Origin of the sequence: Micromonospora sp. HK10 (assembly GCF_000982955.1) — a bacterium.
Taxonomy (GTDB): Bacteria; Actinomycetota; Actinomycetes; order Mycobacteriales; family Micromonosporaceae; genus Micromonospora.
The window spans coordinates 1-26,522 of sequence record NZ_KQ058895.1 but is presented as its reverse complement, the minus strand read 5'-3'; the positions used below and the strand labels follow the sequence as shown (position 1 = coordinate 26,522).

At 74.6% G+C, this 26,522-nt stretch carries 22 protein-coding genes; 8 read left to right on the top strand and 14 right to left on the bottom strand.

The features are described from left to right. The first annotated feature begins 149 nt into the window (after nucleotides 1–149). Entirely contained in the window at nucleotides 150–353 is a 204-nt protein-coding gene (locus LQ51_RS28930) for a cold-shock protein (protein ID WP_013287480.1), read from the top strand. A gap of 50 nt (nucleotides 354–403) precedes the next feature. Here LQ51_RS28930 and LQ51_RS28925 read toward each other — a convergent pair whose 3' ends face one another. The 4 genes from LQ51_RS28925 to LQ51_RS28910 form a co-directional block, all read right to left on the bottom strand. Further along, entirely contained in the window at nucleotides 404–1,678 is a 1,275-nt protein-coding gene (locus LQ51_RS28925; protein ID WP_046571189.1) for an MFS transporter, read from the bottom strand. Then, entirely contained in the window at nucleotides 1,675–2,250 is a 576-nt protein-coding gene (locus LQ51_RS28920; RefSeq protein WP_046571188.1) for an ArsR/SmtB family transcription factor, read from the bottom strand. The genes LQ51_RS28925 and LQ51_RS28920 overlap by 4 nt, the downstream gene beginning before the upstream one ends. A gap of 94 nt (nucleotides 2,251–2,344) precedes the next feature. Next, nucleotides 2,345–3,214, bottom strand: coding sequence for a hypothetical protein (locus LQ51_RS28915; RefSeq protein ID WP_046571187.1), 870 nt, complete (start codon nucleotides 3,212–3,214; stop codon nucleotides 2,345–2,347). Between the two features lie 459 nt (nucleotides 3,215–3,673). After that, nucleotides 3,674–4,216 carry a MarR family winged helix-turn-helix transcriptional regulator gene (locus LQ51_RS28910; protein WP_046571185.1) on the bottom strand — a complete coding sequence of 181 codons (543 nt, stop codon included), beginning with the start codon at nucleotides 4,214–4,216 and terminating at the stop codon, nucleotides 3,674–3,676. A 137-nt stretch (nucleotides 4,217–4,353) separates the two neighbouring features. On the opposite strand from LQ51_RS28910, the gene LQ51_RS28905 reads away from it, so the two are divergent. Further along, on the top strand, nucleotides 4,354–6,489 hold the full coding sequence (locus LQ51_RS28905; RefSeq protein WP_046571184.1) for an MMPL family transporter: 2,136 nt from the start codon (nucleotides 4,354–4,356) through the stop codon (nucleotides 6,487–6,489). Between the two features lie 159 nt (nucleotides 6,490–6,648). Here the strand turns inward: LQ51_RS28905 and LQ51_RS28900 are convergent, their stop codons facing one another. Continuing rightward, the gene (locus tag LQ51_RS28900) at nucleotides 6,649–8,091 is read right to left on the bottom strand and encodes a DedA family protein (protein WP_046571182.1); all 1,443 of its coding nucleotides are present in this window, start codon (nucleotides 8,089–8,091) and stop codon (nucleotides 6,649–6,651) included. A gap of 131 nt (nucleotides 8,092–8,222) precedes the next feature. On the opposite strand from LQ51_RS28900, the gene typA reads away from it, so the two are divergent. Both typA and LQ51_RS28890 read left to right on the top strand, forming a co-directional pair. Continuing rightward, the gene (typA, locus tag LQ51_RS28895; protein WP_046571180.1) at nucleotides 8,223–10,091 is read left to right on the top strand and encodes a translational GTPase TypA; all 1,869 of its coding nucleotides are present in this window, start codon (nucleotides 8,223–8,225) and stop codon (nucleotides 10,089–10,091) included. Nucleotides 10,092–10,310: 219 nt separating this feature from the next. Beyond that, a complete protein-coding gene (locus LQ51_RS28890; RefSeq protein ID WP_046571247.1) occupies nucleotides 10,311–11,171 on the top strand; it encodes a serine hydrolase in 861 nt (286 codons plus the stop codon). 64 nt (nucleotides 11,172–11,235) lie between these two features. On the opposite strand, the gene LQ51_RS28885 is transcribed toward LQ51_RS28890, so the two are convergent. After that, nucleotides 11,236–12,033, bottom strand: a complete 798-nt coding sequence (locus LQ51_RS28885) for a tyrosine-protein phosphatase (protein WP_046571179.1) — start codon at nucleotides 12,031–12,033, stop codon at nucleotides 11,236–11,238. 44 nt (nucleotides 12,034–12,077) lie between these two features. Here LQ51_RS28885 and LQ51_RS28880 point away from each other — a divergent pair, with 44 nt between their 5' ends. Together LQ51_RS28880 and LQ51_RS28875 are read left to right on the top strand one after the other, a co-directional pair. Beyond that, nucleotides 12,078–13,175, top strand: a complete 1,098-nt coding sequence (locus LQ51_RS28880; RefSeq protein ID WP_046571177.1) for a mandelate racemase/muconate lactonizing enzyme family protein — start codon at nucleotides 12,078–12,080, stop codon at nucleotides 13,173–13,175. 6 nt (nucleotides 13,176–13,181) lie between these two features. Beyond that, complete coding sequence (locus LQ51_RS28875; RefSeq protein WP_231605920.1) at nucleotides 13,182–14,150, top strand: C40 family peptidase; 969 nt, start codon at nucleotides 13,182–13,184, stop codon at nucleotides 14,148–14,150. A 208-nt stretch (nucleotides 14,151–14,358) separates the two neighbouring features. Here the strand turns inward: LQ51_RS28875 and LQ51_RS28870 are convergent, their stop codons facing one another. The 3 genes from LQ51_RS28870 to pnuC all read right to left on the bottom strand — a co-directional run bounded on the left by LQ51_RS28870 (nucleotide 14,359) and on the right by pnuC (nucleotide 17,576). Next, on the bottom strand, nucleotides 14,359–15,357 hold the full coding sequence (locus LQ51_RS28870) for a TerC family protein (RefSeq protein WP_046571175.1): 999 nt from the start codon (nucleotides 15,355–15,357) through the stop codon (nucleotides 14,359–14,361). 489 nt (nucleotides 15,358–15,846) lie between these two features. Beyond that, the gene (locus tag LQ51_RS28865; protein ID WP_046571173.1) at nucleotides 15,847–16,926 is read right to left on the bottom strand and encodes an AAA family ATPase; all 1,080 of its coding nucleotides are present in this window, start codon (nucleotides 16,924–16,926) and stop codon (nucleotides 15,847–15,849) included. Next, nucleotides 16,923–17,576, bottom strand: coding sequence for a nicotinamide riboside transporter PnuC (gene pnuC, locus LQ51_RS28860; protein WP_046571171.1), 654 nt, complete (start codon nucleotides 17,574–17,576; stop codon nucleotides 16,923–16,925). Before pnuC ends, LQ51_RS28865 begins: the two co-directional genes overlap by 4 nt. A gap of 102 nt (nucleotides 17,577–17,678) precedes the next feature. Here pnuC and LQ51_RS28855 point away from each other — a divergent pair, with 102 nt between their 5' ends. Continuing rightward, nucleotides 17,679–17,972 (top strand): antibiotic biosynthesis monooxygenase family protein, encoded by a 294-nt coding sequence (locus tag LQ51_RS28855; protein WP_046571169.1) that lies wholly within the window; start codon nucleotides 17,679–17,681, stop codon nucleotides 17,970–17,972. A gap of 288 nt (nucleotides 17,973–18,260) precedes the next feature. Here the strand turns inward: LQ51_RS28855 and LQ51_RS28850 are convergent, their stop codons facing one another. The 4 genes from LQ51_RS28850 to uvrB all read right to left on the bottom strand — a co-directional run bounded on the left by LQ51_RS28850 (nucleotide 18,261) and on the right by uvrB (nucleotide 22,758). Continuing rightward, nucleotides 18,261–19,175, bottom strand: coding sequence for a helix-turn-helix domain-containing protein (locus LQ51_RS28850; RefSeq protein ID WP_046571168.1), 915 nt, complete (start codon nucleotides 19,173–19,175; stop codon nucleotides 18,261–18,263). Between the two features lie 203 nt (nucleotides 19,176–19,378). Further along, complete coding sequence (locus LQ51_RS28845; protein ID WP_046571166.1) at nucleotides 19,379–19,747, bottom strand: VOC family protein; 369 nt, start codon at nucleotides 19,745–19,747, stop codon at nucleotides 19,379–19,381. 24 nt (nucleotides 19,748–19,771) lie between these two features. Next, the gene (locus LQ51_RS28840) at nucleotides 19,772–20,647 is read right to left on the bottom strand and encodes a helix-turn-helix domain-containing protein (RefSeq protein ID WP_231605919.1); all 876 of its coding nucleotides are present in this window, start codon (nucleotides 20,645–20,647) and stop codon (nucleotides 19,772–19,774) included. After that, nucleotides 20,647–22,758, bottom strand: a complete 2,112-nt coding sequence (uvrB, locus tag LQ51_RS28835) for an excinuclease ABC subunit UvrB (protein WP_046571165.1) — start codon at nucleotides 22,756–22,758, stop codon at nucleotides 20,647–20,649. The genes LQ51_RS28840 and uvrB overlap by 1 nt, the downstream gene beginning before the upstream one ends. 497 nt (nucleotides 22,759–23,255) lie before the next feature. Here uvrB and LQ51_RS28830 point away from each other — a divergent pair, with 497 nt between their 5' ends. After that, nucleotides 23,256–24,869 carry a hypothetical protein gene (locus tag LQ51_RS28830; protein WP_156313273.1) on the top strand — a complete coding sequence of 538 codons (1,614 nt, stop codon included), beginning with the start codon at nucleotides 23,256–23,258 and terminating at the stop codon, nucleotides 24,867–24,869. An 88-nt stretch (nucleotides 24,870–24,957) separates the two neighbouring features. Here LQ51_RS28830 and coaE read toward each other — a convergent pair whose 3' ends face one another. Then, nucleotides 24,958–26,136 carry a dephospho-CoA kinase gene (gene coaE, locus LQ51_RS28825; protein WP_046571240.1) on the bottom strand — a complete coding sequence of 393 codons (1,179 nt, stop codon included), beginning with the start codon at nucleotides 26,134–26,136 and terminating at the stop codon, nucleotides 24,958–24,960. Between the last annotated feature and the right edge of the window lie 386 nt (nucleotides 26,137–26,522).

The following is a 26,522-nucleotide window of genomic DNA, read 5'->3' as shown; positions in this document are numbered from 1 at the left end:
GCGGAGGGATTTCCCGCCGGCGACGTATTCGTGGGCGCGCCCGGGCACTTCCGCCAGCGGATCCCCGTCCGGGCGGTTACTGTCGGGACAGCACAGGGCGATCACCGGCAGCGACCGGTGCTCACCCGCATTGGAACAGGGAGAGACGCATGGCAACCGGCACGGTCAAGTGGTTCAACTCGGAAAAGGGCTTCGGCTTCATCGAGCAGGACGGCGGAGGTCCGGACGTGTTCGTCCACTACTCGGCCATTCAATCCAGCGGCTACCGCGAGCTGAACGAGGGCCAGAAGGTCGAGTTCGAGGTGACCCAGGGCCAGAAGGGCCCGCAGGCGGACAACGTCCGTCCGATGTAGCTACGTGCCGGTGGCGGCGGTCGGAGCCCGACCGCCGCCGCAGCGCATTCTCATGCCGGGGCGGCCGGCAGGTCACGGCGTCGCCGCAGCGGCCCGGCCAGCAGGATCAGCGGGGTCAGCGCCAGCCAGGCGGTCATCGTCCGGATCGCTCCGGCCGGCCCCCACACCGCGCCCAGCGCGCCGGCCAGCACGGCCGCGGCCGGGATCGTGCCGTAGTTGAGCAGCTGCATGCTCACCGTCACCCGGCCGAGCAGCCGGTGCGGGGTGTACGTCTGCCGGAAGCTGCCCTTGATCACGTTGCCCACCGCGACGCCCAGGCTGACCAGCGTGCCGCCCAGGACCAGCCAGGCCACCCGCACCCCGGGGCCGGCCAGCGGGACGAGCAGCGCCGGCGGCCCGGTGAGCGCACCGGCGAGCAGCAGCGCGCGGGCCGAGCCGAGCCGCCGGGCGAGCCGGGTGGCGAGCGTCGCGCCGACGATCCCGCCCACGCTGGACAGCCCGATCAGGACGCCGACCGGGCCGGCCGCCAGCCCCGCCGAACGGACCAGGAAGACCACCAGCACGGCCTGGTAGCCGACCAGCCCGATGTTGCTGGCCGCGCCGAAGAGCGTGAGCACCCGCAGGTACGGGTCGCGGGCGACGAACCGGAGCCCGTCGGCCACCTCCCGGCGCAGCGAGGGCGCCGTCGCCGGCCGCCCGGGTCGGGGCTCGACCGCCCGGATGCCGCGCAGGCACAGGGCGGAGAGCAGGAAGCTCAGCGCGTCGAGCAGCACCGCGGTGACCGCGCCGGCGAGTTGGGCGATGAGGCCGGCCAGCCCGGGGCCGACGAGATAGCTCGCGGTCTGGGTGACGTGCAGCCTCGCGTTGCCCTCCGGCACCTCCTCGGGTCGCAGCAGGGTGGGCAGGTAGACCTGGTCGGCGGTCTCGAAGAAGACCCGGGCCAGGCCGGCGGCGAACGCCACGGCCACCAGCTGGGCGACGGTGAGCAGGTGCAGCACAGCGGCCACCGGGACGCTCAGGAACAGCCCGGCCGAGATCAGGTCGCAGGCGATCATCAACGGCCGGCGGCGGACCCGGTCCACCCAGGCCCCGGCGGGCAGGCCGGCCAGCAGCCAGGGCAGCCAGGCGGCCGCGGTGAGCATCGCGACCTGGAAGGTGGTCGCGTCCAGCGCGGCGACCGCGACCAGCGGCAGCGCCACCGTGGTCACGTTGCTGCCGACCGCGCTGACCGTCTGCCCGGCCCAGAGCAGCCGGAAGTCGCGGTGCCGGAGCAGGCCACCGGGCCGGCGGGTCGCCGGATCGGGCGTACGGGTGGGTGCGCTCACGGTCGGGCCGGGACGCCGTGGGCGAACAGGAAGACCGGTTCGCGCTGTCGGCCGTCCGATGGCGCCGGCCGGTCGGCCCAGCGGGCGAAGAGCTCGGTCACCTCCCGTCCGAGCTGGGCCAGCTCCTCCGGGGTGAGGTGCAGCCACCGGTCGGTGCTGAACGGTCCCTCTCCCCAGCTGGCGTGGGCCTCGTCATCGGCGGCGTTCCAGGCCCGGACCAGCTCGACGTGCCGGTCGAGGTTGAGCGAGCTGGCCGCGTCGGCCACGGCCAGGGCGGCCGGATCGTCGTCGAAGTCCGAACGGGACCAGCGCACCGCCCGGTCGCGCAGCCGCCACCACCGCTCCCGGCGGTCGCGGGCCAGCTCGGGCGCCTCGGCGACCAGGTCGGCGGCGCCGAGCACCTTGAGGTGGTGACTGACGTTCGCCGGTGCCTGCCCGGTCCGCTCGGCGAGCTGGCCGACGGTGGCCGGGCCGTGCACCTTCAGCACGTCCATCAGCCGGCGGCGCAGCGGGTGGGCGAGCGCGGCGAGCACCCGGGAGTCGCTCACCTGCCGGACATCGGGTCGCTGCATGGGTCAGATCGTCGCATGCGCAAGAGTTGTTGCGCAATAACTGTTGCCTATTCTTGTGGTCGGTGCGGCGGCGGGTGCCGCCGCACCGACCGGGTCAGGCGACCATCCGCCGGGCCAACTCGTCGGCCACGTTCTTGGCCAGCTGGGGTGGGATGGCGGCGGCGATCTTCTCCGGCGGCAGGCCGGCCAGGACACCGGTGACGATCGCCTGCTCGTCGGTCGTATCCTTGCTGGCCAGCGCGGTCACCTGCGCGGCGAGCGCGTCCACCCGGAGCATCAGGTAGTCGAGCTTCGCGACCAGACTGTTCCCGGCCGCGCTCGGGCCGGAGCCGTCCGGATCGACGCTGCGACCCATGCTCGGGCCGCCATGGAACAGTCCCTGGTAGATGTTGGCGACCTGCCGCTCGCTGGTGGCGCTCATGTCGTTCTCCTTCAGAAGTCCGATGGTGGTGAGGTAGCGGCGGAACAGCGGGGTCTGGTCCCGGCCCGCCTTGGTGGAGTCGCGGAAGAAGCTGAAGTGGGTGTGGAAGAGGTGGCTGGAGTCGCCGGTACTGCGCTTACCCAGCCGGTCCCACCGCCGCACGGTCCGCCCGTCCGGCGAGTAGATGATCTCCCTGATGTCGCCGGTGCCGGCCGCGCCCGCCGCGCACTGGGCGACGCACCAGGTGGAGAACGTACGCAGGTTGTGGGTGGCACCGCCGGACTGCACGGTGAAGTCACCGACGTCCAGCGCGGACGCGTACAGGGTCAGCCCGGAGGAGTCCCGGGTGGACTCCACGACGGAGTAGTCCCGGGTCACCACCCGGTCCGAGCCACAGTGGTAACCGCCGCGATGGCCGGCGTCGCCGACGATGCCGACCTCGGCGGGTTCGAGGTCCGCGGCGCGCACGGCGCCCTTGTCGATGTTGAGGTGGGTGAGGAGCAGGTTGCGGACTGCCAGCAGATTGGGTGGAGCTGTGGTCATACGGAACCGCCTTCCGGGTCGTTCGCCGACCGGACAGGGCAATCACTGCCCGTGAGGCAAACGACGCGGGGACACGTCCGGCCGGGATGATGCACAGCGCCGGGCACTTGCACCGAGAATATCCACGCGAACGACTAAATGCCCAGGTCAGAGGCACTATCTGGAACTATGGGCCGGCTGTGGACGGTGCCACGACGCGGTTCGGGACCAGCCACGAAGGACACTCGCGAATCCGGGGTGCCCTCGGCGATCCAGCACGCAGAGTCACGACTATGTCCGGCGGTCCGCCGACATCGCCCGGTGGGTCTCCCGGCCGACGGCCGGTCCGCGCTCCGGCGCCCGCGGCGACACTCAGTCCGCCGCCCGATCCGCCACCCCGGCGCCCGCGGCAACGCTCAGTCCGCCACCCCGGCGCCCGCGGCGACGCTCAGTCCGCCACCCCGGCGCCCGCGGCGACGCTCAGTCCGCCGCGCGGTCCGCCGCCCCCGCCTCCGCGGCGTGCTTCGGCGGCTCGCCCCGGGCGGCGCGCATCGCGTTGCGGTGCTCGCGCATCGAGGTCACCATCTCGGCCATGAACCGGTGCACGGTCTCCAGCTCCTCGTCGCTGAACCGGGCCATGACCTGGTCGTTGCGGCGCCCGAGCGGGGCGAAGAAGCTGCGGGCCAGTTCCGCGCCCCGGTCGGCGTAGCGCAGGAACACCTTGCGCCGGTCGGCGGTGTCCCGGTCCCGGCGGATGTGCCCGGCCCGCTCGAGGCGGTCGATCAGCGCGGTCACCGAGCCGGAGGAGAGGTTCAGCCGCTCGCCGAGCCGGCCGGGGGTGATCGGCTCACCGACCAGTTCGGCGTCCATCACGGCGATGAGGGCCTGCAGGTCGGTGGCGTTGAGCCCGTGCAGGCCGGCGAACGCGTGCCCGACGTGCTGGGCGTCCGCCGCGTAGCGCCGCAGGTCGTTGGTGATGTCCGCGATCATCCGGGCGCGCCGGTCGTCCCGCCGCCGGTACATGCTCTGCGCTGCCACGTCTCGCTGCCGCCCCCTGTCCGACCGGTCCGGTTGCAGCATAGAACCCCGGCGGATAATCTCGGTTGTCAAGATACTAGGTGACCGAGTAACCCGGCACCCGATAACGTGAGGGCACCCCGATGTCTCTGTTCACCCGCGTCGCCCGGGGCCGGCTGGCCGCCTGGCTCACCGTGGCCGCCGCGCTCGTCGTCAGCGCGCTCGTCTTCGGCCTGCCCCAGCCTGACAACCCCGCCCCGGTCTCCGCCACCGGCCTCTCCGTGGAGTGGCAGTCGACCCAGGTCGAGCGCCTCCAGGAGCAGTTGCCGGCGAGCGACGTCCAGCCGGCGGTCGTGGTGGTCTCCCGGGCCGACCGGGCGCCGCTGTCGGAGTCCGACCGGGCGGCGCTCGACGGCGCGTCGGCCACCCTGGGCGGGCTCGCCGCCGGGGGCCGGGTCGCGCCCGCCCAGTTCTCCCCCGACGGCACCGTGGCGCTGGTGGCCGTGCCCCTGTCCGCCGCCGGCGGCCGGGACGCCCTGGTCCACGAGGTGACCTCGCTGCGCGAGACGCTGGCCGACCTGCCCGACGCGCTGACCGTCGAGGTGACCGGGGCGCCCGCCTTCACCGCCGACCTCGCCCAGGTCTTCGACGGTGCGGACATCACCCTGCTCGCGGTCACCGCCGGCGTCGTGGCGGTGCTGCTGTTGATCACCTACCGCAGCCCGTTCCTCTGGATCGTGCCGCTGCTGGTGGTCGCCGCCACCGAACAGGTCACCCTGCGCGCGGTCGACACGCTCGTCCCGGCGCTCGGCATCCACCTGCAGGACGGCCAGGTCACCGGCATCGCCAGCGTCCTGGTCTTCGGCGCCGCCACCGACTACGCCCTGCTGCTGATCGCCCGATACCGGGAGGAGCTGCGCCGCGAGGAGAACCGGTTCACCGCCATGCGGGCCGCGCTGCGCCGGACCGCCGAGCCGATCCTGGCCAGCGGCGGCACCGTCGTGCTCGGCGTGCTCACCCTGCTGCTGTCCGAGCAGGAGACGAACCGGGCGCTCGCGGTGGCCTGCGCCACCGGTGTGGTGTTCGCCATGCTCTCCGCGCTCTTCGTGCTCCCCGCCGCGCTGGTGCTCTTCGGCCGAGGGCTGTTCTGGCCCTTCGTACCCCGGGTCGGCAGCCCGGCCCGCGAGGGCCGGCTCTGGGGCCGGCTCGGCGCCGCGGTGGTCCGCCGGCCGGCGCCGGTCGCCGCGCTGGCCACGCTGCTCCTCGCCGGCCTGGCGCTCGGCGGCCTCGGCATCCGCACCGGCCTGTCCGAGACCGAGCAGTTCCGGGTGAAGCCGGAGGCGGTCGCCGGGGCGGAGACCCTCGCCCGCGCCTTCCCCGCCGGCACCACCCAGCCGCTGGCCGTGCTCACCAACCCGGGCGCCGCCCCGGCCGTGCTGGCCGCCGCCGGCGCGGTCGACGGGGTCGCCTCCGCCCGGCCCGGCGCCGCCGGGGACCGGGTCGCCCAGATCGACGTGGTGCTGACGGCCGAGCCCGGCACCGCGGCGGCCGACCGGGCAGTGACGGCGCTGCGGGACGCGGTCGCCGCGGTGCCGGACTCGGCGCCCCCGGCGGCGGCCGGCGCGGACCGCCCGGACGGCGCGCTGGTCGGCGGCACGGTCGCCGCCAGCTACGACTCGGAGCGGGCGAACACCAAGGATCTGCGCCTCATCCTGCCGATCATCCTGCTGCTGGTCGGGGCGGTGCTGGTCCTGCTGCTCCGCGGCCTGCTCGCCCCGGTCCTGCTGGTGCTCACCGTGATCGCCTCGTTCTTCGCCAGCCTGGGCGCGGCGTGGCTGCTCTTCGACCACGTGCTGGGCTTCCCGGCGCTGGACAGCGGGGTGCTGCTGCTCGCCTTCGTCTTCCTGGTGGCGCTCGGGGTGGACTACAACATCTTCCTGGTCACCCGGGCCCGGGAGGACGCCCGCCGGACCGGCACCCGGGACGGGATGCTCTCCGCGCTGCGGGTCACCGGCGGGGTGATCACCAGCGCCGGGGTGCTGCTCGCGGCGGTCTTCGCCGTGCTCGGCGTGCTGCCGTTGCTCACCCTCACCCAGATCGGGATCATCGTCTGCGTCGGCGTGCTGCTGGACACCCTGCTGGTCCGCACGGTCCTGGTCCCAGCGCTGGCCTTCCTGCTCGGCGACCGGTTCTGGTGGCCGGGCCGGATCACCCGCGAGCCCGACACCCCGGCCGGCACGCCCCCGGCACCCGCCGAGCCGGTCGGTGCCCGGAACTGACCTGGCGGCGGGGGCCCGGTACCCGACCACCGCTCCCCCGCCTGGGGCCGGCCGGCCCCAGGCGCTGCCGGCGCAGCCGAGTTGCCGCACCGCGGCCCCTCAACGGCCCGGGAAACCCCCACCTGCCGCAACTCGGGGTCGGTCCCGGGCCGGTGGGCGTCACCCCGGGTCGGTGCTGCCCCGGCGGGCCCGGGACGCCGGTCGGGAGCGGCGCGGGCGCGGCGGCTGGCTCCGGGCCGGGGCGGCCGGCGCCGCGGTGCCGTCGAGCGCCCGGTCCCGGGTGGCCCAGGCCACCACGAACACGGTCACCCAGGCCGCCCCGAGCAGCACCGAGGTGGCCGTACCGCTGGCCGTGCTCAAGCCCAGATAGAGCCGGGCGCCGCCGACCGCGACGACGCCGGCCAGGGCGGCCGTCCACACCGCCACCGCCACCGGCCAGCGCGCCCCCCGGGACAGCAGCCAGGCCAGCGTGCCGAAGCTCGCGGTCGCCACCGCGTTCTGCCCGGGCAGGTACTCCGCGGCCGGCGCCGGGCCGCCCGGACCGGTCAGGTCGGCGACCACGGCCAGCACCACCAGCGGCACGAACGCCCCCGCCGTGCCGACCACGCTGAGCGGATCGGCCCGCCACGGCCGGTGCCGCCAGGCCAGCACCGCGGCGACCAGGGCCACCGCCAGGATCAGGAACGACCCGCGCAGCACCGACACCACGGCCAGCGCCGCGTCGGACACCCCGGGGGTACGCCGGGCGGCGAACCACTCGGCCAGCAGGCCGTCGAGCACGCCGAGCCCGCTGTGCCGGACCACCGCCTCCAGCACCGCGGCGACGGCCAGCCCCGCCGCGAAGAGCAGCAGCAGCCCGGCCGCGAGGCTCAGCAGCAGCGTCCAGGCCGGCCCGACCCGCATGACGACCAGGAAGAACAGCACCCCGTACCGGGCTCGCAGCCAGCGCAGGGGCGGCAGGGCGGCGGCCCGGGCGGCCAGCGCGCGCGCCGGGTCCGGGTTGCGGCCCAGCCAGCGCCCGGCCAGCACCACGGCGGTCAGGCAGAGCAGCAGCACCAGCACCGCGCCGGTGGCCCGACCCAACAGCCGGGAGACCCGCTCGTAGGACTCCCCGGCGGCGTACCCGACCAGCACCGAGGCACCGACCCAGCTCACCACCCCGGCCAGGTTCCACGGCGCGAACCGCCGGTACGGCAGCCCGGCCGCCCCGGCCAGCCGCGGCGCGAGCGTGCGGGCGAAGGCCACCCACCGGGCGGCCAGCACGCCCCGACCGCCGAGCCGCTCGAGCAACGAGTCGGCCCGCCGCCAGCGGTACGGGCCCACCCGGGCGCCCAGGCCCGAGGCGCGCAGCCGCGGCCCGTACCGGCGGCCGGCCCGGAAGGCGAGTGTGTCTCCGATCACGGCGGCCGCCGTCATGGCCAGCAGCGCGGGCGCGAGCCGTAGCGTCCCCGCGTACGCTAGGAAGCCGACCAGCAGCAGGGTCGCCTCGCCCGGCACCAGCAGTCCGAAGATCACCGCGGTCTCCCCCGCGACGATCATCGCGGCGACCAGGTAGATCAGCAGGGCCGGCAGGCCTTGTAGCCAGCTCAGCAGGTCAGGCATCCGGTCCCCCGCACGGGAGCCAGCATGCCAGTCGCTGCGACGGTCGGGACAGCAGTTTCGCCAGAGATCCGGGCCATCTCGGGGTCACCCCGAGGCGTGCCCCGGCAACCGCAGACAGGAGTATGGAGGGTATGCAGCTACGCACCGACCTCCGCAACGTCGCCATCATCGCCCACGTCGACCACGGCAAGACGACCCTGGTCGACGCCATGTTGCGGCAGGCCGGCGCCTACGGCGCCCGCGGTGAGGACACCGAACGGGTCATGGACTCGATGGACCTCGAGCGGGAAAAGGGCATCACCATCCTGGCCAAGAACACCGGCGTGCGGTACCTGCCGGCGGACGGGTCCGCGCCGGTCACCATCAACATCATCGACACCCCCGGGCACGCCGACTTCGGCGGCGAGGTCGAGCGCGGCCTGACCATGGTCGACGGTGTGGTGCTGCTGGTCGACGCCAGCGAGGGCCCGCTGCCGCAGACCCGGTTCGTGCTCCGCAAGGCGCTGCACGCCCGGCTGCCGATCATCCTGGTGATCAACAAGGTGGACCGTCCGGACGCCCGGATCAAGGAGGTCGTGGACGACACCTACGAGCTCTTCCTCGACCTGGACGCCGACGAGGAGCAGATCGACTTCCCGATCGTCTACGCCTGCGCCCGCGACGGCATCGCCTCGCTGACCCAGCCCGCCGACGGCGCGGTCCCGGACGACAGCCACAACCTGGAGCCGCTGTTCCGCACCCTGCTGGACACCATCCCGCCGCCCGCGTTCGAGGAGGACGCGCCGCTGCAGGCGCACGTCACCAACCTCGACGCCTCGCCGTTCCTGGGCCGGCTGGCGCTGTGCCGGGTCCGCCAGGGCACGATCAGCAAGGGCCAGACGGTGGCCTGGTGCCGCACCGACGGCAACACCCAGCGGGTCCGCATCTCCGAGCTGCTGATGACCGAGGGCCTGGAGCGCAAGCCGGCCGACAGCGCCGGACCGGGCGACATCATCGCCGTCGCCGGCATCCCGGAGATCATGATCGGTGAGACCCTCGCCGACGCGGAGAACCCGATCCCGCTGCCGCTGATCACCGTCGACGAGCCGGCCATCTCGATGACCATCGGCACCAACACCTCGCCGCTGGTCGGCCGGGTCAAGGGCGCCAAGGTCACCGCCCGCATGGTCAAGGACCGGCTCGACAAGGAACTGGTCGGCAACGTGTCCCTGCGGGTGCTGCCCACCGAGCGCCCGGACGCCTGGGAGGTGCAGGGCCGCGGCGAGCTGGCGCTGGCCATCCTGGTCGAGCAGATGCGCCGGGAGTCCTACGAGCTGACCGTCGGCAAGCCGCAGGTGGTCACCAAGGAGATCGACGGGAAGACCTGCGAGCCGGTGGAGCGGCTGACCATCGACGCCCCCGAGGAGTACCTGGGCGCGATCACCCAGCTCCTGGCGACCCGCAAGGGCCGGATGGAGCAGCTGGTCAACCACGGCACCGGCTGGATCCGGATGGAGTGGCTGGTCCCGGCGCGCGGCCTGATCGGCTTCCGCACCGAGTTCCTCACCGAGACCCGCGGCACCGGCATCCTGCACCACGTCTTCGAGTCGTACGAGCCGTGGTTCGGCGAGCTGCGTACCCGCAACAACGGCTCCCTGGTCGCCGACCGCTCGGGCAGCGTCACCGCGTTCGCGATGACCAACCTGCAGGAGCGCGGCCAGCTCTTCGTGGAGCCCGGCACCGAGGTGTACGAGGGCATGATCGTCGGCGAGAACTCCCGCTCCGACGACATGGACGTCAACATCACCAAGGAGAAGAAGCTCACCAACATGCGGTCGTCCACCGCGGACGAGACCGAGAAGCTGATCCCGCCGCGCAAGCTGTCGCTGGAGCAGGCCCTCGAGTTCTGCCGCGAGGACGAGTGCGTCGAGGTGACCCCGGCCGCGGTGCGGATCCGCAAGGTGGTGCTGGACCAGACCCAGCGCGGCCGGATGGCCGCCCGGCGCAAGCACGCCGGCTGACCCGACCAGGCCCATCCCGGAGCCCGGCCCGCCCACCGGCGGCCGGGCTCCGCCCTTTCCCCCGTTGATCGCAGGTCAGGCGGCTCGGGACCGGAGGCGTACTCCTCGTACCAGTCGGCGATGGCGTCGTACGCGGCGGTCGGCATTCCGGGACCGTAGACCGCCGCGCGGGTGGACCGCAGCCCCTCGCCGGCCGCGATGATCCGCTACGGTCACCGCATGACCTGGGATGATCTCGACGCGCACCTGGACAGCGTGCCCGGCACCGTCTCCGCGTACGTGGGGCGGCTGGACGCGGCGCCCACCTGGACCCGGCTGCCCGACGCCACCCACTACGCGGCGAGCACCATGAAGGTCGCCGTGCTGGTGGCGCTGCACCGCGCCGCCGAGGCCGGCCGGCTCGACCTGGACCAGCCGATCCCGGTGCACAACGCGTTCGACTCCGCGCTGCCCGGCGCGCCCCGGTACGCCAACGCCCAGCACTACGACAACGACGACGCGGTCTGGGCCCGGGTCGGCGGCACGGCGTCCACCCGCTGGCTCGCCGAACGCATGATCATCCGGTCCAGCAACCTGGCCACGAACATCTGCCTGGCCCAGGTGGGGCTGCCCGCGGTCGCGCAGGCGTGGGCGCTGGCCGGCGCGCGGCACAGCCTGACCGGCCGCGGCATCGAGGACTTCGCCGCCCGGGACGCCGGAATCGACAACCTGGTGACCGCCGCCGACCTGGCCGCGCTCCTCGGCGAACTGGCCCTCGGGGCGAGCCGGCCAGGGCCGCTCGCCTCCCCGGCCGGCTGCGCGGCCATGCTGGACGTCCTGTTCGCCCAGGAGCACCGCGAGGACCTCGCCGCCGGCCTGCCCGAGGGCACCCGGATCGCGCACAAGAACGGCTGGGTGCGGGGGGTCCGGCACGGGGCCGGGGTGGTCTTCCCCGACGACGCCCCGCCGTACGCGATTGTGGTCTGCACCACCACCGAGCTGGCCGACGGCGGGCCCACCGGCGAGGAGGACGAGGACGACGCCTGCCGGCTGATCGCCGGCATGTCCGCCCGGGTGTGGCAGGCCCGGCACGACCTCTGACCGCGGCGGACGGACCGCGCTGTGGCAGGCGGTCGACGACGCCCCCGCCACGGGGGCGCGGCGCTCAGTCGAGCAGGTTCGCGCGCAGCGCCGCCAGCACGTCGTCGTCCAAGCCCAACCCGTCGCGCAGGTACGCCCCGAACGACCCGTGCACCCGCCGCACCTCGTCGTACGCGGCGTCCAGGTAGGCCGCCCGCACCTCCAGCAACGGGCGTGCGGCGGCCGGGTCCAGCTCCGGGCGCCGGCGGCTCATGGCGGCCAGCAGCACCTCGCGCAGGCTCTCGGTCAGCTCGTTGTGCCGCAGGTAGTCGGCCCGGATCGCCGCCTCGTCCACACCGAGCGCGGTGAGCAGCACCACCGCCAGCCACCCGGTGCGGTCCTTGCCGGCCGAGCAGTGGAACAGCAGCGGCAGGTTCTCCGCCTCGGCGGCCAACCGGACCGCCGCCCCGAACCCGGCCCGCGCCGACTCCCCGGTGACGAACCACCGGTAGATCGCCGCCATCGCCGCCGGCATGCCCTCCCGGGCCAACTCCTCGTACGCGTCCACGTCGTGGCCGAGCAGCACCGCCGAGACGTAGGTGAAGACCGGGTGCGCCGGGTCGTACACCGGCAGGTGCACCACCCGGGGCTCGCCGACCAGCCGGTCCGGCGGGGCCAGCCCCTGCTCGCCGGCGTGCCGCAGGTCGACCACGCACGCCGGGGCCAGCTTGCCCAGCACCGGCAGGTCCTCGTCGGTGAGCCGGCCCAGCGCGGCGCTGCGCAGCAGCCGCCCGGCGCGTACCCGCCGGCCGTCCGCGGTGGGCAGCCCACCCAGGTCACGGGCGTTCGGCGCGCCCACCAGCTCCCAGTCCCGTACCGCCATCGGCCCTCCCCTGTCGCCGGCTCTCTGCGTATAGGGTGCCGCACATGACGATCGCCGCGGTACGCACCCACCGGCTCTCCGCCCCCTTACACACCCCGTTCGTCACCGCGCTGCGCCGCACCACCACGGTGGACACCCTGGTCGTCGAGCTGGTGGACAGCGACGGGCGGTCCGGGTTCGGCGAGGCCCCGCAGGTGTGGCAGGTGACCGGCGCGTCGATCGCCGGCGCCGAGGCGTGCGTGCGGGAGCTGCTCGGGCCCGCGCTGGCCGGCCGGGACGCCGACGACCTGCAGGCCCGGTGCGCCGAGGTGCGCCGCGCGGTGGCCGGCAACGAGTCCGCCAAGGCGGCCGTCGACGTCGCCCTGCACGACCTGGCGGCGCGGCGGCTCGGCGTACCCCTGGTGCGCCTGCTCGGCGGCACCGCGCTGCGCGTGCCGACCGACGTCACGCTCGCCGCCGGCGACGCGGTGGACCTGGCCGCGGCGGCGAAGCAGCGCCGCGCGGAGGGCTTCACGGTGCTGAAGCTGAAGGTCGGCACGGACGCCCGGGGCGACCTGGACCGGGTCCGGGCGGTCCGCGCCGCGGTCGGCCCGGACGTGCGGATCCGGCTCGACGCCAACCAGGGCTGGACGCCCCGCGAGGCGGTCCGGGTGATCCGCGGCATCGAGGACGCCGGGCTCGACGTGGAGCTGGTCGAGCAGCCGGTGCACCGCCGCGACCTGGACGGGCTGGCCTGGGTCAGCGACCGCGTCGACCTGCCGATCCTCGCCGACGAGTCGGTCTTCGACCTGCGTGACCTGGTGGAGGTCATCCGCCGCCGGGCCGCCGACATGGTCAACGTGAAGCTGGCCAAGAGCGGCGGACTGCACACCGCCCGGACGCTGCTCGACCTGGCCACCGCGCACGGCATGGGCACCATCGTCGGCTCGATGATGGAGAGCCAGGTCGGGGTGGGCGCCGCCGCGAGCCTGGTCGCCGCGTACGGCACCAGCGCCGTCTCGGACCTCGACGCCGCCTGGTGGCTGGCCTGGTCGCCGGTCACCGGCGGCATCCGGTACGACGGCTCGACCGTGCTGCTCCCGGACGCGCCCGGGCTGGGCATCGCGAACGTGAGTGAAGTAAAAGTTCAGCGCCATGGTTGAGCGACGTTGGAATTTTTCATAGGGTCGCGGGGCGGGAAGCACAAGCTGGGGGTGGACGTGGAGTTGCAGCCGGGCCACGAGGCCATCGTCCGGGTCCCGGTGGCGACCCTCTGGGCCGCGCCCGAGGCGGTCCGGCCGGTCGACGGGCCGGCCCTGACCGACGCGCCGGACATCGCCGCCTGGGTCGCCGGGATGGACCGCGACCAGCAGGTCGGCGACTGCGTGCTCAGCCAACTGCTGCTCGGCGAGCGGGTGCTGATCACCGACCTGCGCGCCGACGGCTGGGCACACGTGGTCGCCGCCGGGCAGCCCGCCGCCAAGCTCGACCGCCGCGGCTACCCCGGCTGGCTGCCCGTCGGGCAGCTCAGCGCGCCGGCCCCGGCGGCGCCCGCGGGCGTACCGCTGGTGGTCGACGCCACCCGGACCACGCTGCGCGCCGCTCCCGACGGCGCGCCGGTGCTGCGCGACGTCGTGCTCGGCACCCGCCTCGCCCCGGCCGGACGGCCGGCGGACGGGTGGCGTCCGGTCCACGTGCCCGGCCGTCCCGAGCCGCTCTGGGCCCCCGAGGGGGACCTGGTCCCGCTGCCCACCGAGCGGCCCGAGGCCAAGGAGGTCCTGGCCGTCGCGGAGCGGCTGCGCGACCTCCGCTACGTCTGGGGCGGCCTCTCCCCGGACGGCATCGACTGCTCCGGCCTGGTCAACCTCTCCTGGCGGCGGTACGGGGTGACGCTGCCCCGCGACGCCGACGACCAGGCCGAGGCGACCACGCCCCTGGCGCTGGACGAGGAGCGCCCCGGCGACCTCTACTTCTTCGCCCGGCCCGGCCGGCGGATCCACCACGTCGGGATCGTCAGCGCCGAGCCGCACGCCGGCCGCCGACGCATGCTGCACGCCTGCTACCTGCAGCGCCGGGTCCTCGAGGAGCAACTCCCCGAGGACCGGCTCGCCACCCTGGTCGGCGCGCACCGGGTCTGACTCCCGGACCGCACGCGTCCCGTCCCGGCCCGGCCGGCCGGCGACCCCGCCCTGCCGAAGCCGGACCTTCGTCGCGACAACGCTGCGGACCGGCCCGGCGGGGCTGCGGGAGGCCGTCCGCCTGCTGCGGCCCGTCCGCCCGACCGGCCCGTTGGGCCAGCCCGCCCCACCAGCCGCGTCGGGCCGGCCGGCCCTGCGGAGCGGTCCGTCAGCGCCGGGTGTCGGCCAACTCGCGGCGCCGGTCCCGGGAGGACTTGACCAGGCTCGCCGCGGTGGCCACGGCCAGCGTGCCCAGGATGACCGTGAGCGACAGCCAGATCGGGATGTGCGGCGCCCAGGCCACGTGCCGGCCACCGTTGACGAACGGCAGGTTGTTGTCGGCGAGCGCCTCCAGGACCAGCTTGACCCCGATGAAGCCGAGCACCACGGCCAGGCCGTAGCTGAGGTAGATCAGCCGGTCCAGCAGGCCGCCGAGCAGGAAGTAGAGCTGGCGGAGCCCCATCAGCGCGAAGACGTTCGCGGTGAAGACCAGGTACGGCTCCTGGGTGATGCCGAAGATCGCCGGGATCGAGTCCAGCGCGAAGATCAGGTCGGTGGTGCCGATCGCGATCATCACGATCAGCATCGGGGTGAACAGCCGCCGGCCGTTCTCGTGGGTGGTCATCCGCGCCCCGTCGTAGTCCCGGGACAGCGGCAGTGCCTTGCGGCTCCACCGGATCAACACGTTCTCGCTGAACTCGTCCTCGTCCGGCTCCCCCTGCCGGGCCAGGTTGACCGCGGTGTAGATGAGGAAGGCGCCGAAGATGTAGAAGACCCAGGAGAACTGGGAGATCAGCGCCGCGCCCGCGGCGATGAAGCCGCCCCGCATCACCAGCGCCAGCAGGATGCCGATGAGGAGCACCTTCTGCTGGTACTGCCGGGGCACCCCGAAGCGGCCCATGATGATCACGAAGACGAAGAGGTTGTCCACCGAGAGGCTGTACTCGGTGAGCCAGCCGGTGTAGAACTGGCCGGCGATGCTCGCCCCCGAGGTGAGCCACAGCCCGGCGCCGAAGAGCAGGGCCAGGCCAACGTAGAAGCCGACCCAGAGGCTCGACTCACGGACGCTGGGCTCGTGCGGGCGCCGACCGATGATGAGCAGGTCAGCGAGCAGAACCGCGGTCATCACGACCAGGGTTCCGGCCCACACCAGTGCGGACACGTTCAATCCATCCTCCGGCAGACACACAGCGTCGGGCACACCGTACGCCGGGCGGGTGGCCGGGGTGCGTCGACGCTGACTCTGGTGACTGTCGGAGGTCTCTTCCGCCACCGCCCCGAGGTGCCGGGCCGCTGACCGACGGAGCCGGGTCGGGCTGCCGAGGATCCGGCGCTCTTCCGTGCTGACGACTCCGTCGCGAGGGAATACTCCCCTCCTCGGCCGCCATTCTTCACCATCCGGCCCAGGCACCGCATCTCCAGGGGTCGGTATTGGCGTGGAGGCCGGGTTCCGGCGTGCGGCACGCCGTGCGGCATGGCACGTCGCGTAGGGCATCCTAGGAGGCTAGGTGTCCATGGATGACCGGCCCGGTCCGGCTGCGGGAACGGCCCGCCCGGCAGCCGGAACGGCCCGGCCGTCCCCGGCGACCAAGCCCGACGGGCGGGTCCTCACCGTCCTGCTCCGGCGGCGGGAACGGCCAGCCGGAACGGCCCCCGCTCAGGCGGGCAGCAGCGGGTCCGCGAAGAACCAGCCGGCGGCCAACAGGGCGTCGCAGGCGGCGACCGCGGTGGCCAGGCGCGCCTCGTGCGCCCCGTGCAGCTCCACCACCGGAACCCCGCAGCCGGCCAGCTCCGCCCGGAACCGCCCGGTCATCCAGGCCCGCAGGTGCTCCCCGTCGCGCAGTCCGTCGTCGTCGAACGGCACGCCCACGTGGTCGGTCAGCAGGTAGAGCGCGGGGCGGCGGGCGGCCGCCCGGACCGCCGCCGAGGAGGAACCCAGGTAGCGCTCCTCCCAGATCGCGGTGGCCCGGGCATCGGTGTCGCAGAACAGCAGCGGGCCGCTCGCCCGGGCCGCGGCGTCCTCGGCCGCCTGCTGCTCGCGGACCACCTCGGCGAAGTCCGCCCGGTCCCAGACCACGTCGAACACGGTCGCTCCCGGCCGACCGCGACGCAGCTCGGCCAGCTTGCGGGCGGTCAGCTCGCGGCCGTACTCGGGGACCCAGCCGGTGCCGTAGTGCCCGGCGAGCGCCGCGGCCATCGTCGTGGTGCCGGTGGACTCCGCGCCCACCACCACGACCCGCCGGACCAGCCACGCGCGCACCGCCGGGCTCAGCCAGCGCCAGTGCGCCGCCGGGTCCGCGCGCACCGCGGTTCCGGAAACCGGCACGGTACGCCGCTCCGGGTCCACGCAGACCGGCACCGCGCCGAACCGCCGGGCCAGCTCGGCCCCGTACGCCTCGGAGGAGAAGACCGCGTCCACCGGCACCCCGCCGAGCGCGTCGGCGAAGACCGCGCAGTGCAGGTCCCAGACGGCCGGGTCGGCGTAGTCGACGGGGTGGTCGTCGTACCGGCCGACGACCCGGACCCACGGGGTGCCGGCGTGCGCCTCGCGCAGCCACCCGACGCGCTCGGCCAACGGGATCGACTCCCGGCGGGACGGGGCCACCACCACGGTGACGGCCGCGCACCGGGCGGCGGCCGCCTCGATCAGCGCGTGGTGCCCGGCGTGCGGCGGGTAGAACTTGCCGACCACCATCCCGTGCCGGAACTCCGCCCGGCGCCGGTCCGGTCCGCTCATGCCGCCACCGGGGCGGGGCCGGGCGGCAGCAGGGTCGCCGCCGACCGCCGGCGCAGGTCCGCCCGCCAGGCCCGCAGCCCGAGCACGCAGAGCGCCAGGAAGATCAGGTACAGGCCACCGGTCAGCCAGAGTCCCTTGTACGCGTAGAGCGGGATGTAGATCAGATCCGCCGCGATCCACAGCCACCAGCTCTCCACCAGCTTGCGGGTCTGGCCGTAGGTGGCCAGCAGCGACAGCGCGGTGGTGAGCGCGTCGGCCAACGGCACCGTCGAGTCGGTGGCCCGGTCCAGCAGCACCCAGAGCCCGCCGGTGAGCAGCACCCCGGCGACGGCCAGCGCCCACCACTCGCGCCGCCCGGTGCGGGCCACGACCAGCCGGCTGCGCCGCTGGCCGCCGAAGAGCCAGTGCCACCAGCCGTAGAGGCCGAGCAGGACGTAGACGATCTGGAGGCCGGCGTCGGCGTACAGGCCGGCGGTCCAGAAGAGCACCATCAGCAACAGCACGTTGGCGATGCCGAGCGGCCAGTTGGCGATGTGCTGCCGCGCCACCAGCCAGACGTTGACCACGCCGGTGCCGAAGCCGAGCAGCTCCGCCCAGGTGGTGCCGGTTCCCGCCACCGTGAACGCCGTGGCGGTGAGCCAGTCGAGCATCTGTCCCTCCCCCTGTCCCGCGCGCCCACCCTAGAGGGACGCGGTGGGACGGACCAGCCCCGCGTGGCAGCGCGTGGAGGCGGCCGTGCGAGGCTGCCGGACATGGTTCTTGAGGTCGCGCTGATCGATGTGATTCCCGGGCACGAGGACGCCTTCGCCGCCGCGTACGCGCAGGCGCGTCCGATCCTGAGCGGCACCGAGGGGTGCCGTTCGGTGCGGATGACCCGCGGCGTGGAGTCGCCGTCGCGGTTCGTGCTGCTGGTGGAGTGGGACGCGGTGGCGGCACACGAGACCAACTTCCGGCAGACCGAGCGGTTCACCCGGTGGCGGGAGCTGATCGGACCGCACTTCGCCAACCCGCCGCTGGTCGAGCACTTCACCGACGTGCCGGCCTGAAGTGTCGTACCGCTGACCTAACGTGCCTCTCGACGCGCCAGCCGCCGGCCCCGACGGGCATCGGGGCCGCCGGGCCCGGCGGCGGCGCGCAGCCGGCGTGCCGGACGCCGCCCGCGGGGGTGGCGGCGGGTGATGGCCGTGCTCCGGCGGCTGGTTGCGCTCCGGCAGCCAGGCGCGTTCCGGCTGGCGGCGGGTGATGGCCGCGCTCCGGCAGTCAGGTGCGCTCCGGCAGTCGGTGCGGAGCCGGCCGCCGATTGCCGGGTCGGCGGATGATCGCGGGTCGCGGTGTTAGCTGGGTTGCGGGAGCGGGGCGTCGGCGGCCTCTCGCGGGCGCGGCACCGGTGGCCCGCCGAGCCGCCCGGCCAGCAGCTCGGCCGACTTCTCGGCCGGCAGCGCCGCCGCGGACAGCCAGTCGATGAGCCGCTCGTACCGGGCGATGTCGGTCTCGTCGACCAGGCGCAGGTCGGCGGTGAGCGTCTCCACCAGGACGGTGCGCGGATCGGCCGGGTCCGGGTGCGCGAAGTAGGAGAAGGCGGCCAGCGGGTGCACCCCGCCGTGCGGGGCGGCGTCGCGGGGCAGCAGCCGGACCTCGACGTTCGGCAGCTCGGCTGCGGCCAGCAGGTGACTCAGCTGCTCCCGCCAGACCTCGTCGGGCAGGCCGCCGGGATCGCAGACCCGCTCGTCGAGCAGGGCCGTGTAGTGCGGCGCGTTCGGCCGGCGCAGCACCTCCTGGCGCACCGCCCGGGCCCGGATGTCGGCCTCCACGTCCACCCCGTCGGCGAGCAGCGACCCGGCGGTGACCCGCAACCGGGCGTACCCCGGCGCCTGGAGCAGGCCGGGCACGACCGCCGGCTGGTACTCGACGATCCGGGCCGCGCTCGCCTCCAGCTCCGCGTACGCCCGCTGCCGCTCCCCCATCTCGCCGAGGGCCTTGGACCAGCCGCGCCCGGTGGCGGCGTCGCGGGCGATGACGATGAGCGCGTCCCGCCGGTCGGGGGGCACCGCGTAGACGTCGAGCAGGTCGAGCACGTCGGCCAGGTCGGGCCGGCTCTGCCCCAGCTCGATGCGGGACAGCTTGGACGTGGACGCCCAACCGAGCCGGCCACACACCTGCTCCAGGGTGAGCGACTCCCGGTGCCGCAGCCGGCGCAGCTCCACGCCCAGCCGCACCCGCCGCACCACAGGACTTGCTGACGATGGCATGCGCGCCTCCCACCGACGGAGCGTACGCAGTACCGTCACGCAGGGCAATACCTTGCTCGCTCAGCGCTATCGCGGCCTGCTCCCTACCGTCGGCGGCCCGCCGGCCCGGCAGCCCTGGCGGCACGCCGGTGCTGGCGGCACGCCAGGGCTGGCGCCGTCGACGGCGACCCGGCGGCGCACGGTCAGCCCACGCAGCACCCCGGTCAGGGGCGGTACGTGCCGAAGGACCAGACCAGCCCGGCCGGATCCCGGGCCACGTAGTCGCGGGAGCCGTAGTCCGTGTCGAACGGCGGCTGGACGATCTCCGCGCCCGCCGACCGGGCCCGCTCGTGGTGGCCGTCGATGTCGTCCACGGCCACGTAGACGCGGTAGTCGTCGTCGGCGGGCCGGGTGGCCGGTGCGGGCCCGGTGCCGAGCATGATCAGGCCGTCGCCGTACCCGAGCTGGGCGTGCCGCACCTCGCCGTCCGGACCCGCGTGCACCTCGTGCACGGTGAAGCCGAAGGCGGAGCGGAGGAACTCGATGGCGGCGGAGGCGTCGGGGTACCGGAGAACCGGGTAGATGCTTCGCATGCCGCCAGTCTGCCGCCGCGGCGGTCAGCCGGGATTGGACGAATGTGACCCCGCGCGGAGCAGCGCCGTCGGGGTTCGCCCGGCGAACTGCCGGAAGTCACGGATCAGGTGTGACTGGTCGTAGTAGCCGCAGCGGACCGCCAGCTCCGCCCACCCGGGCCCGCCACCGGCGACGGTCACGCCGCTCGCCCCGCCGTCGTCGAGCGGCGCGGTGACCAGCTCCCGGCCGAGCGTCGCGTACGCCCGCTGGAAGCGGACCAACCGGGCCACGGTCTTCGGCGGCTGGCCGAACTCCCGCCGGAACGCCACGGCCAGGTGCCGCCGACTCCAGCCCAGCTCGTCGGCGACCGCCCCCACGCCGACCCGGCCGGCCGCCAGCGACCGCCAGGCGCCCAGCAGCCGCGGGTCGACCGGCCCGTTCCCGGTCAGCCGGCTGGTCAGCGCCGCGTCGAGCCGGGCGAACCGGCCCGGCCAGTCGGGTGCCTCGGCCAGTTCCTCGCGGAGCCGGGCCAGCCAGCCACCGATCCGGTCCACCGGGAGGACCCGGTTGGCCAGCTCGCCGAGCGGCAGGCCGAGCAGCCGCCGGGCGGCGGGCGGCGTCAGCAGCACCTGCACCCCGACGCCCTCCCCCTCGGTACGGGTCGTGCAGCAGCCGTCGAACGGACCGGCCACGAAGGCGTTCACGCCGGACGCGCCCCGCCCGGCCGCCCGCGGATCGGTCACGTCCAGCGCGGCGCCCCAGCCGAGGATCAGCACCACGAAGGCACCGGCGACCTCCTGGCGTACCAGGGGCGCGGCGGTGTGCTCCCGGTAGCCGAGGTAACGGTCCACGTACGGGCGCAGCCGGGGATCCGGCCGGCCGAGGACCGCCTCGGTCAGCACGCCGACGCCCTCCGGCATCACTTCACCCCGGCGGCGTCCATTCCGCGCAGCTCCTTCTTGAGGTCGGCGACCTCGTCGCGGATCCGCGCGGCCAGCTCGAACTGCAGCTCCCGCGCGGCGGCCAGCATCTGGTCGTTGAGCTCCTGGATGAGGTTGGCCAGGTCGGCCCGGGCCATCCCCTCGCGGGACGGCGTCGCCGCGCCGCCCCGCCCACCACGGCTGCGGGTCTCCTTGACCGGCGCCTTGCCCCGGGACAGCTGCCGGACGGCCCCGCCGACGTTGCTGGCCTCGGTGTCCTCCGCCTCGCGGTAGATGTCGTCGAGGATGTCGTGGATCTTCTTACGCAGCGGCTCGGGGCTGATCCCGTTGGCCTCGTTGTGCGCGATCTGCTTGGCCCGGCGCCGGTTGGTCTCGTCGATCGCGTCGGCCATCGACGGGGTGATCTTGTCGGCGTACATGTGGACCTGGCCGGAGACGTTACGGGCCGCCCGGCCGATGGTCTGGATCAGCGACCGGCCGCTGCGCAGGAAGCCCTCCTTGTCGGCGTCCAGGATCGCCACCAGGGAGACCTCCGGCAGGTCGAGACCCTCGCGGAGCAGGTTGATGCCGACCAGAACGTCGTAGTCGCCCTTGCGCAGCTCGCGCAGCAACTCCACCCGGCGCAGCGTGTCGACCTCGGAGTGCAGGTAACGGACCCGGATGCCGTTCTCCAGCAGGTAGTCCGACAGGTCCTCGGCCATCTTCTTGGTCAGCGTGGTGACCAGGACCCGCTCGTCGCGCTCGGTGCGCAGCTTGATCTCGTGCATCAGGTCGTCGATCTGGCCCTTGGTGGGCTTGACCACCACCTCCGGGTCGATCAGGCCGGTCGGGCGGATCACCTGCTCGACGAACTCGCCCTGGGCCTGCTCCAGCTCCCAGGGGCCGGGGGTGGCGGAGAGGAAGACCATCTGGCCGACCCGCTCCAGGAACTCGTCGAAGCGCAGCGGCCGGTTGTCGGCCGCGCTGGGCAGCCGGAACCCGTGGTCGATCAGCATCCGCTTGCGGGACGCGTCGCCCTCGTACATGCCGCCGATCTGCGGGATGGTCACGTGCGACTCGTCGACAACGGTGAGGAAGTCGTCGGGGAAGTAGTCGAGCAGGCAGTGCGGCGGGCTGCCGGGCAGCCGGCCGTCGATGTGCATGGAGTAGTTCTCGATGCCGGAGCAGAAGCCGACCTGGCGCATCATCTCGATGTCGTAGGTGGTGCGCATCCGCAGCCGCTGCGCCTCCAGCAGCTTGCCCTGCCGCTCCAGCTCGGCCAGGCGCTCGCCCAGCTCGGCCTCGATGTCGCGGATCGCCCGCTCCATCCGCTCCGGGCCGGCGGCGTAGTGCGTGGCCGGGAAGATCATCAGTTGGTCGACCTCACGGACCACGTCACCGGTCAGCGGGTTGAGGTAGTAGAGCTTCTCGATCTCGTCACCGAAGAGCTCGATCCGGACGGCCAGCTCCTCGTACGCCGGGATGATCTCCAGCGTGTCACCCCGGACCCGGAAGGTGCCGCGCTGGAACGCCATGTCGTTGCGGGTGTACTGGATGTCGACCAGGCGCCGCAGCAACTGGTCGCGGTCGAGCTCCTGGCCGACAGCGACCCGGACCGCGCGGTCGAGGTATTCCTCCGGGGTGCCCAGGCCGTAGATCGCCGAGACGGTGGCCACCACGATCACGTCGCGGCGGGTGAGCAGCGACATGGTCGCCGAGTGCCGCAGCCGCTCGACCTCCTCGTTGACCGACGAGTCCTTCTCGATGTAGGTGTCGGTCTGCGGGATGTACGCCTCGGGCTGGTAGTAGTCGTAGTAGGAGACGAAGTATTCCACCGCGTTGCGCGGCAGCAGCTCACCGAACTCCTTGGCCAGCTGGGCGGCGAGGGTCTTGTTGGGCGCGAGCACCAGGGTGGGCCGTTGCAGCCGCTCGACCAGCCACGCCGTGGTGGCGCTCTTGCCGGTGCCGGTCGCGCCGAGCAGCACCGTGTTACGGTCGCCGCGCCGCACCCGACGCTCAAGCTCGTCGATGGCGGCCGGCTGGTCGCCGGCCGGCTGGAACTCGCTGACGACCTGGAAGCGGCCGTCGAGCCGGGGAATGTCGAGCGCCATACCCACAACGGTACGCCGGAGGTCCGACAGTTCCGGGCCAGCACGGAGGGTCCGTGATCGGCTTCGATATTCCCATTGTGTGCCACATCTCACGCCGCTACGCTCGTACCGTAGGCCGCTCGCGGCGGCCGACCGGGCCGGGTGGCCGCCCTCCGGGGCCAGGCCGCCCCCGGCACCGACGGTCGCAGCACCCGGGACGACCGGCGTGCGCACCCTCGGTGGTCGCGCCGACGGCGCAGACCGGCCGCCGCGAGCGCCCCTGCCCGTCGCGGCGCATCCCGAGGCCCTCCGTTCCCACCCCGGCCACACCGCCGCTTCCAGCCGCGCCTCCACCCCGGCACGTCACCCCACCGCGCCACCTTCCGGCCCGCGGCACCCCGGCAGCGCCTCCACCCCGGCACGCCACCCCCACCGCGCCACCCTCCCGGCACACGGCACCCCGGGCCGCGCCTCCGCCCGGGCACGTCACCGCAGCCGCGTCGGGGCGTTCTCCACTCGTGGAGACCTCCCCCGGACCCCGCCCCACCCCACCACCCGATACCGCTCCGCACGCCGCCGTCGACGCCCCCACGGACCCGCTGTTCCCCGCCACCGCCGGGCACCGCTCCCCCTCCCGGGACCGGCAGCCGGTCCCCGGCCGCGGCCGGCGGCGGGCCCGGCCCGCGACCGAACCGCCCGGCCGGCGGCGGACCGGTCCGGCACCAGCCGGACGGGCTGATCCGGCGGGTGCCGCCGCCCGCACACCGGCCCCACCCGCCTCGGACGGCACCGCTGATCCGGCCGAACGGTCCAACCGGCGCCGGGCGCTCCTGATCGCCCTCGGGCTCACCGCGGCCGGTTCGGCGGCCGCCCTGGTCACCGGGTTGCTGAGCTGGTCGCCCGAGCCGGCCGACCCGGCCCGCCCGCTCAGCCCCGCCGAGACCGACCGGCTTGCCGCGATGCGGGTCACCAATCAGCGCGACGTCCGGGCCGGGGTCCGGGTCTCGATCGGTACCGGCCCGGACCGCACCGAACTGGTCGGCTGGGTGGACTGGGCTCGGCCCCTGGTCTACCTGGACGTGAGCGGCCCGGGCGCGGGGGCCGAGCGGGGCCTGGTCCAGGCCACCTCCACGGTGGTGGTGCAGCGCCCACAGCCGCCCGCCGGGCCCGTCCCGACCCCTCCGCCGCTGGTGCCGCCGGCCGACGGCTGGCGGCTGCGCGAGCCGCCGGCCGGGGGCGGCATTGCGGCCGTCCGGGACCTGCTGCTCGGCCTCGGCGCGGCGCAGCCCGACCCGGTCCCCGCCGGGGCCCGCTGGCTGACCCGGGAGACCAGGGACGGCATGCCGATGGACGTCCTCCGCGCGCCCCTGCCGGCCGATCCGGACCCGGCCCGGCAGCCACGCCTGTGGCTCGACCGGGACGCCCGGCTGCACCGGCTCGACGGGCGGCTGCCGGACGGCCGGGCGGTCAACCTCGAGCTGGCCCGGACCGACCGGCCCACCCTGCGCCCGGTGGACGCGCTGGGCGGATGGCCCGGCCTGCCCCGCGCGCTCGCCGACGAGGAGGTGGACCGGCTGGCCCGGCTGCCCGGCCGGCTGCGCGCCACCGGCGGCGCGGCGCTGACCCTCAGCGCCCCGCTCGGCCCGGCCGCCAACCTGACCGGCGCGGGCTGGCTGAGCTGGACCGGCGCCGGCGCGTACCTGGCGACCGGCGAGGACGACAACCCTGGACGGCGCACCCTCCGGCGGACGCTGGACGGGCGGGTGGCCCGCGCCGAACTGCCCACCGCCGACGCCGCCGGCGCGCCGCCACCCCTGCCGGTGCCGGCCGGAACCCGCTGGTCGGCCCCCGGCCCGCCCGGCGACGACGTGGACCGGCTGCTGGCCGCCGCGCTGCGGGCCGGCGCCGCGCCCGTGCCGGCCGGCGCGGCCGTCCGGGTCCGCGACGACCGGCTGGCCGACCGGCCGGTGGACGTCATCGAGGTAACGGCCGGACGGGCGACGCTGCGCTACTGGATCGACCATGGCGGCCTACTACGCCGGCTGGAGCTGCGCACCGGGCGGGGCGTCTGGTCCCGGCTGGACCTCCGCCCCGGGCCGGTGCCGCGACTGCCCGCACCGCAGCGCCGCTAGTCACCGTCCGAACTCGAACGGGCGCCGGCACCGGTTGTGCCCAGGTGGGGCAGGCGGCCGGGGTCAGGGGCCGGCCAGGCGGCCTGGGTCAGGGCCGCCAGCCGGTCCGCGCGGCCCACTCCTCGGCGCGCAGGTGCTCCTCGTCGAACCACGGGTCCTTCAACGTCCCGTACGTGGCGCTGTCCGGTGCGGCGGCCGCCAGCTCCCGCTTCACCTGCAGGTACGCGGCCCGCTGCGCCGGGTCGGCCCGCAGGTGGTCGCGCATGAGCAGCGCGTACCGCCAGCCGGGCGAGCCGTCCACCCGCAGGTGCAGGTGGACCGGGCGGCCGGGGTCGGCGCTGCCGTGCAGCCGCTTCGCCCAGCGGGTGCTGCCCGGCGGGCGCGGGTTGTCCCACCAGTCGCCGGGCAGGCGGGGGAAGCCGGCGTCGGCGAGCCGGTCGCCGAGCGCCCCGTCCGCCTCGGCCAGCGAGGAGACGGTGAGCTGGATGTCGATGACGTCCTTCGCGGCCAGCCCCGGCACGGCGGTGGAGCCGATGTGGTCCACCCGCAGGTCGGCGCCCGCGGCGTGGCGGATCCGGGCGGCCAGCCGCGCGTACTGCTCGGGCCAGGTCGGGTCCGGCTCGGTGAGCACCAGCTCGGCACGGTGCACCGCGCGCCGCTCGCGGACATTGCGCTCGTAGGGCAGCAGACGGTCGTGCCAGAGCGCGTCCACCGCCGCGGCCAGGTCGTCCAGGGTGCCGTCGTTGTCGAGCAGCACGTCGGCCGCCGCCTCCCGGCGGGCGTCGTCGGCCTGCGCGGCGATCCGCCGCTCGGCCTCCGCGCGCTCCATGCCCCGGTGCCGCGCGAGCCGCTCCAGCCGGGTCGCGACCGCCGCCCGCACCACGACCACCAGGTGGTACGTCGGGGCGAGCCCCACCTCGACCAGCAGCGGCACGTCGTTCACCACCACGGCGTCCGGCGGCGCCGCGGCGATCAGCTCGGCGCTGCGCGTCCGGACCCGGGGATGGGTGATCGCCTCCAGCCTGCGGCGGGCGGCCTCGTCGCCGAAGACCAGCGCGCCCAGCGCCGCCCGGTCCAGGGCGCCCCGCTCGTCGAGGACCCGCTCGGAGAAGGCGGCGACGATCTCGGCCAGCCCGGCGGAGCCCGGCGCGACCACCTCCCGGGCGATCCGGTCGGAGTCGACGATCACCGCGCCGAGCGCGGCCAACCGGTTCGCCACGGCGCTCTTGCCCGACCCGATCCCGCCGGTCAACCCCACGATCAGCACCCGACCAGTCAACCCGATCAGCGCACCACCCGCCAAACCGGTCGCCCCTGCCTCCGGCGCCAGCCGCGCCGCCCGTCGCCGCCCGTCGCCGCCCGTCGCGCTGTGGGTGTTGATCAACACAGGTTGCGGCAAACCGGCCCATCCCCCAGCCCGGACACCACGACATGCCGCAACCCGAGTCGATCAACGGCGACGAGGCACGGCGGCCCACCCGCCTTGATCAACCCAGGCTGCGGCAAACCGGCCCATCCCCAAGTCCGGACAGCACGACATGCCGCAACCCGGGTCGATCAACGGCGGCGAGACCTGACAGCCGTTGTCCGGCCACCCTGATCAACTTCGAACTGCGGCAAACTGGGCCATCCCCCCGTTACCTTTTTGATCGT

Bases quoted from the DNA above. Each gene is read 5' to 3' on its own strand.
- LQ51_RS28930 (WP_013287480.1), top strand. From the start codon at position 150: ATGGCAACCGGCACGGTCAAGTGGTTCAACTCGGAAAAGGGCTTCGGC.
- LQ51_RS28920 (WP_046571188.1), bottom strand. From the start codon at position 2,250: ATGCAGCGACCCGATGTCCGGCAGGTGAGCGACTCCCGGGTGCTCGCC.
- LQ51_RS28915 (WP_046571187.1), bottom strand. From the start codon at position 3,214: ATGACCACAGCTCCACCCAATCTGCTGGCAGTCCGCAACCTGCTCCTC.
- LQ51_RS28910 (WP_046571185.1), bottom strand. From the start codon at position 4,216: ATGTACCGGCGGCGGGACGACCGGCGCGCCCGGATGATCGCGGACATC.
- LQ51_RS28905 (WP_046571184.1), top strand. From the start codon at position 4,354: ATGTCTCTGTTCACCCGCGTCGCCCGGGGCCGGCTGGCCGCCTGGCTC.
- LQ51_RS28900 (WP_046571182.1), bottom strand. From the start codon at position 8,091: ATGCCTGACCTGCTGAGCTGGCTACAAGGCCTGCCGGCCCTGCTGATC.
- typA (WP_046571180.1), top strand. From the start codon at position 8,223: ATGCAGCTACGCACCGACCTCCGCAACGTCGCCATCATCGCCCACGTC.
- LQ51_RS28890 (WP_046571247.1), top strand. From the start codon at position 10,311: ATGACCTGGGATGATCTCGACGCGCACCTGGACAGCGTGCCCGGCACC.
- LQ51_RS28885 (WP_046571179.1), bottom strand. From the start codon at position 12,033: ATGGCGGTACGGGACTGGGAGCTGGTGGGCGCGCCGAACGCCCGTGAC.
- LQ51_RS28880 (WP_046571177.1), top strand. From the start codon at position 12,078: ATGACGATCGCCGCGGTACGCACCCACCGGCTCTCCGCCCCCTTACAC.
- LQ51_RS28865 (WP_046571173.1), bottom strand. From the start codon at position 16,926: ATGAGCGGACCGGACCGGCGCCGGGCGGAGTTCCGGCACGGGATGGTG.
- pnuC (WP_046571171.1), bottom strand. From the start codon at position 17,576: ATGCTCGACTGGCTCACCGCCACGGCGTTCACGGTGGCGGGAACCGGC.
- LQ51_RS28855 (WP_046571169.1), top strand. From the start codon at position 17,679: ATGGTTCTTGAGGTCGCGCTGATCGATGTGATTCCCGGGCACGAGGAC.
- LQ51_RS28850 (WP_046571168.1), bottom strand. From the start codon at position 19,175: ATGCCATCGTCAGCAAGTCCTGTGGTGCGGCGGGTGCGGCTGGGCGTG.
- LQ51_RS28845 (WP_046571166.1), bottom strand. From the start codon at position 19,747: ATGCGAAGCATCTACCCGGTTCTCCGGTACCCCGACGCCTCCGCCGCC.
- LQ51_RS28840 (WP_231605919.1), bottom strand. From the start codon at position 20,647: ATGCCGGAGGGCGTCGGCGTGCTGACCGAGGCGGTCCTCGGCCGGCCG.
- uvrB (WP_046571165.1), bottom strand. From the start codon at position 22,758: ATGGCGCTCGACATTCCCCGGCTCGACGGCCGCTTCCAGGTCGTCAGC.